Origin of the sequence: Streptomyces sp. NRRL F-6492, from assembly GCF_001280125.1 — a bacterium.
GTDB lineage: Bacteria > Actinomycetota > Actinomycetes > Streptomycetales > Streptomycetaceae > Streptomyces.
The window spans coordinates 1-4423 of record NZ_LGEG01000073.1 but is presented as its reverse complement, the minus strand read 5'-3'; the positions used below and the strand labels follow the sequence as shown (position 1 = coordinate 4423).

The following is a 4423-nucleotide window of genomic DNA, read 5'->3' as shown; positions in this document are numbered from 1 at the left end:
TCGTCACACCAGGGCTTGAAGCGCTACCACCACCAGAAAACAAACTGATCAGCCCAGGCCAAACCACGACCTACTGATCAGAAAAACCGCCCCCGGACACTCGCCGCACTCGCCAACCTCGGGCTCGACTGGGCGGCCGAAGAAAACGCGGTGTGATGACCGCGTGCGGCCAGACGCGGGACAGCAGCCGGTCAGCGCGGTCCCGCGTCAGCGGATTCGCCAATCGGTGGTGCAGGCATCACCCGCGCCCAGCACGCCCGCACCAGCGCCTTCGCGGAGACGGAGAAGGCATCTCGGCCGTGCTGTCCCACCCCGGGGTGCAGGAGGGCCGATTAGCGGTAGTCGTCGGGGTGGTCCTGCATCCACGTGTTGATGAAGTCGCGGGTGGCGAGGAGCTGCTTCTGGTGCTTCTTCAGGTTCTCGAAGGAAGCGTCGCCACCGAGCGTCTTGTTGAGCTCGGTCATCTTCTGGATCGGCTCGGGGAAGTGCCCGGGACCCTTGGGATCATTCTTCATCGCCCGGTCCAGCTCCTGGAGCTCCTTGTTCACACGGCCCAGGAAGTAGCCGCAGTCCTTCGCGCAGGAGTCGTTGAGCGTGGCCTGGAGGGTGGCGAAGGCGTCCCGGACCTTCTCGTCGGTGGACGGCGCGTACGCCTCGTCCGGAGAGGGGGTTGCGGCGGCCCCGTCGGGCGCGTTTGTGCCTGATGCCGGGCGGACGGGCTCGGGGGTTGTGCTGCAGGAGACGGCCAGGGCCGCCAGGATGGCAGTGGCTAGCACCGTGCCTTGCACTGACTTCTTGTGGATCATGTGGGTCCCTCCCCGGTGTCGTAAAACCAGGAGAGCGTATACGGAGTGGCTGGGCTCACGGCTTCCGGCGGCAGCCCGGCACGGTGAACAGCCCGGGGGACGAGGACCCCGGCTGGCCAGGGTCTGCCCGGGCAAGCACGGCCACTGGGGGTGGATCTGCGTCCTGGACAACGGTCACGAGACCACGTTGGAGGAGCCGCACTGGGGCCGCAATAGCGAAGGCCGGCCGATCGCGTGGGTCGGCAGCGCCCCCGACGACTGGTGAATCCACTAGGGCACTTCGTTTGGATCATCCAGCGCTGCGTAACATCGCCCCTCAGGACTGGGGAGGCGTGAGACGTGGGGATGTTCCGAAGGAAGCGCAGTGGGCAGCGGATGCCTCCGCCCGAGTTGGTTGCCGAGGCCAAGGCAAATCCAGGAGGCTGGGTCTACGAGATCGACGGGAACATGGTCGATGATCCGAACGGGGCTGTGCCCCCTGAAGCCATTATCGCGGCTTGGCAAGTAGACGCTCGCGGGAAGCTCTCGGGCGGCTACCAGGCAAATCCAAACTACCGACCTGGGGCGACAGGGCAGTAGCTCGTATGAGGCGAGGTGGTACGGCCGTTTCATCCCGGCCGTCGACTCGTTGGTCTGGATGTGCCGTTGACTGACGCGCAGTGGGCGCGGATCGAACCGTTGCTTCCGGATCGGACGCCGCGACGGGGTGGCCGGTGACGGGATCATCATGAGGTGATCGATGCGATCGCCTGGAAGTTTCAGACCGGATCGCAGTAGGTCCGCCTTCCCGAGAAGTACGGGAACTGGCGAGGCGTCTACAACCGGTTGCGGATGTGGGCCGTCGACGGCACCTGGGAGCGGGTGTTAACCGCGCTCATCGCTCAGGCCGACGCCGAGGAAGAACTCAACTGGATCGTCTCGGTCGACTCGACCGTCGTGCGGGCACACCAGCACGCGGCCTGAGCCCGCAAAAAGGGCGCCGACCGGCGAACCTGCGGACCACGCCATCGGCAGATCCCGCGGCGGGCTGACCACGAAGATCCACCTGGCCTCCGACGCCCACTGCCGGCCGCTGGCCTTCGTGCTTACCGCTGGGCAGGCCGGTGACGCGCCCGCCTTTGCTCACGTCATGGCCCGCCTGCGCGTTCCCCGGCGGCGAGGACGGCCCCGCACCAGGCCGGACATGGTTCTGGCCGACAAGGCGTACTCCTCCCGCGCGATCCGCGAGCACCTGCGCAAGCGTGGGATCCGGGCGGTCATCCCCGTCCCGGCCGACCAGCGCGGCCACCGCCTGCGGCGCGGAAGCCGGGGCGGGAGGCCACCGGCCTTCGATCCCGAGGCATACAAGCAGCGCAACACCGTCGAGCGCTGCATCAACCGCTTGAAGCAGTGGAGAGGCATCGCCACCCGTTACGAGAAGACCGCGACCATCTTCCTCGCCGGACTCCACATCGCAGGTATCTTCCTCTGGTCTGCACGGTGATCCAAACGAAACTGCCTAGGCCGCTCCGTTCCGCGAGCGGGAAGGGCCCCGGGCGTACGACGCGCCCGGGGCCCTTCGTCGTCTGGGGCCGACGGCGTCGCATCCCAGGGTCTATATGTACCTCAGTGCGATGGCGAGGGCTTGTGAGCAGCCGCATCGCACTGAGGTGCGTGCAGCCCCTGGGATCCCCGGCCACTCCCCAGGGTGCCCTGAGGAGTCGGAACCGACCGGCTTCAAGGGGAGCTGTCACTGGTCCAGCGCCTCGCTCTCAAAGACAGACACTTCCTCGTATGGAGTCGGTTCTACCGGCCCCATCCATGAACGTTGCCCGAACGGCGTCTTCGGGTTCCAGTTCAGCTTGTGTGCTCGCTCCTGCATTCCGCGGATCTCATCAGCCCGAGACGCCTGGAGGCCGGACTCGATGATGAAGTGCCGTGCCCAGTCATAGTCGTCCGCGCTCAGCGCGCGGACCGAGGGGAGATCTATGAAGCGCTGGCTACCATCGGTGTAACCGTAGACCGGCGTTGACATCACCCGGAACCGAGCCAGGCTCGGATAGTCGATGCCGAGGCTGATCACGCGTAGAGCGTCTTGGGCGTCCATGGCGAATCGGCCCAGCTTCTTCAGCTTCGGGTTGATCTGGCTGTTGCCGGCACCTGGTATCTGGACCACATCTGAGCGGTACAGACGTTCGCCGAACCTGAAGGGCGATTCCCCGTCGGTGGGTTGGCCGCCGGTCGCGTAGTGGTCGAGCAGAGCGTCGAAGGCCAGTACCAGCCCGGCCATGGCCATGGGGTAGTCGCCTACGTCGGCGTGCGTCTGAACCTCGCGGACGAGTCGGGCTGTTTCCGGCTGTGTCAGAAGGTCGACCATGTCGACCGCGTCGAAGTCGACGTCGAAGACCTTCGGCGTGACGGTAGTGATGAAGTCGGCAAGGGCCTCACGGGCCTGCTCGATCTGGTGCTCGGAGGGGAAGGTGCCGTTGTGCTTCAGTGCCACGCGTACGTCGTTCAGCCGCCTCATCTGCTCCTTCTTGGGGAGCTCGAACGGTTTAACCGCCTCCCAGTAGCCCAGGAACTCGGTGTTCCTCTTGAGCTCGACACCCAGCTGCTGCGCGACAAGCCCGATGAAGTTCTCCACGGCGTCGTGGAAGGACGTGATCGCCCGCGAGCGCAGTGGGGTCGGCCGCCGGCTCTCCTCAACGCCTTCTCGGTACAGGTATCGGACATACGCCAGCCGCTGCATGGTCAGTGGATCAAGGGAGGGCGGCATAGAAGCTCCAGGACTTAGACCGTGTCCTATGTGGTGAGGCGGACGAGTCGCTTGTAGCAGCAGATGGCTGCGACGGGGCCGAGGAAGGCCAGGTAGTTGCGGGGATGGCGTTCGTAGCGGTGGTTGAGTCGGCGGTAGCCCGTGAGCCAGGACATCGTGCGCTCGATCACCCACCTGCGTCGCCCGAGCCGTTCGCTGGACTCCACGCCCTTGCGTGCGATGCGGACGCCGATACGTCTTCCGCGGAGCCATTTCCGCCCGCGGAGCCATTTCCGCAGCTCAGGTATGTCGTAGGCTTTGTCGGCGTGCAGACGCTGTGGTTTGAAGTGACGGCCGCGATGGGGGTCGTGTCTCGTTTGGTGACCGAGCACCATGGGCTTCAGGGCTTGGCTGTCATGGACGTTGGCCGCGGTGACACCCACGACGAGGGGCAGTCCGTTCGCGTCCGACAGGACGTGCATCTTGGAACCCGGCTTGCCCCGGTCCACAGGGCTCGGACCGGTGAGGTCGCCCCCTTTTTCGCCCTGACATGGGCGGAGTCGAGGACGGCGCGGGACAGGTCGAGCAGGCCGGCGTCGTCGAGGCGATGCAGGATCTCCTCGTGCAACCGGCCCCACACCCCGGCCCGCGACCAGATCAGGAACCGGCGATGAGCGGTGGACTTCGATATCCCGAAGCAGGGCGGCAGGGCCCGCCAGGCGCACCCGCTGACCAGGACGTAGATGATCGCGGCAAACAAGGTCTCATCAGGTGTGTCCTGCGTTCCGCCGCCCTGCGGCCGCACCCGAGAGGGCGGGATCAGCGGCTTTGCGATTTCCCACAGCCCGTCCGGAACAATCCAACTCCACGTACCCCGCCCCAT

3 protein-coding genes and 1 pseudogene are annotated in these 4423 nt (G+C 65.9%); 1 reads left to right on the top strand and 3 read right to left on the bottom strand.

Annotated features, from left to right (window positions below):
- Nucleotides 1-332: 332 nt before the first annotated feature.
- Complete coding sequence (locus ADL08_RS08710; protein ID WP_324610427.1) at nt 333-776, bottom strand: hypothetical protein; 444 nt, start codon at nt 774-776, stop codon at nt 333-335.
- A gap of 663 nt (nt 777-1439) precedes the next feature.
- Between ADL08_RS08710 and ADL08_RS35260 the strand changes: the two are divergent.
- Nucleotides 1440-2289: pseudogene (locus tag ADL08_RS35260) on the top strand (IS5 family transposase).
- Between the two features lie 246 nt (nt 2290-2535).
- Here ADL08_RS35260 and ADL08_RS08695 read toward each other — a convergent pair.
- Complete coding sequence (locus ADL08_RS08695; protein ID WP_159043013.1) at nt 2536-3534, bottom strand: hypothetical protein; 999 nt, start codon at nt 3532-3534, stop codon at nt 2536-2538.
- A gap of 53 nt (nt 3535-3587) precedes the next feature.
- Nucleotides 3588-4423 (bottom strand): IS5 family transposase gene (locus ADL08_RS36515; protein ID WP_107093249.1). Its coding sequence is split into 2 segments (ribosomal slippage): nt 3588-4081 and nt 4081-4423, totalling 837 coding nucleotides; the frame shifts between segments, so codons are not numbered across the junction.